Source organism: Psychrobacter sp. 1U2, assembly GCF_051847575.1.
In genome coordinates, this window is sequence record NZ_JBPYDC010000689.1 from 1 (window position 1) to 897 (window position 897).

Annotated in this window: 1 protein-coding gene; it reads right to left on the bottom strand. The window is 40.2% G+C overall.

All coding sequences use genetic code 11. The annotated features are described in order from the left end of the window. On the bottom strand, positions 1-826 hold an 826-nt coding region (locus ACS8FD_RS18115), incomplete at its 3' end, for a LysR substrate-binding domain-containing protein (protein WP_439276871.1). Positions 827-897: the final 71 nt, after the last annotated feature.

The following is an 897-nucleotide window of genomic DNA, read 5'->3' on the forward strand; positions in this document are numbered from 1 at the left end:
AGTGTCTAACACTCATGATGATAGGCGACGTTAATAGATCGTTTTCAAATGGAATATAAATCACTTCCTGACTACGCAAATGCTCTAAGGTTTTAGGCACGATCGTCAAACCTTCTCCTGCTGCGACTAATCCTAAAGCAACATGCAGCTCTCGCACCTCAGTAAAATAATTGGCTTTTAGGTTACGAGATTCAAATAGCTCCAAGACATAGTCAATAAAACTGGGACGAGGTCCGGTGGGATAGAGTATCAATTTCTCATTGGTTAAATCCATGAGACTTACTACTCTACTTTGCTCTTTTGCTAAGTCATGGTCTTTGGGAACCGCGACTACTAAGCTTTCTTCTCTTAATAATATACGCCTAATAGAAGCGTCCTCAAATAACATCCGTCCAAAACCCACATCTATTTTACCCTCTGTAAGGGCTTGTGTTTGCTCCCATGAGTTAAGCTCTCGCAGCTTAATCTCTATATTTGGATAGCATGCGCGAAAGCGGGCAATAATTTTCGGTAAGATGCCATAGAGTATCGAGGACACAAAACCTATAGATATTGAGTTATCAAAATTGGCCTTACGCATTGTCATAGATTTTAATTTGTCAGACTTTGCGAGTATCTGAACAGCATGATCATAAAAAAACTCGCCAGCCTCAGTAAGTTTCAAAGGTCTATTATCTCTATCAATCAGCATCACCCCGACTTCTTCTTCCAACTGCTTTATTTGCCGGCTCAGTGGCGGTTGTGAAATATACAAACGCTCTGCTGCCTTATTAAAGCTCTTTTCCTCTGCTACTGCTACAAAGTAGCGTAAATGTCTCAATTCCATTGAATGTTATTCCTTGAGTGACCTTACAGGGTAATCGATACCTAAAGAACATAACATAGTGCAATCTAGGT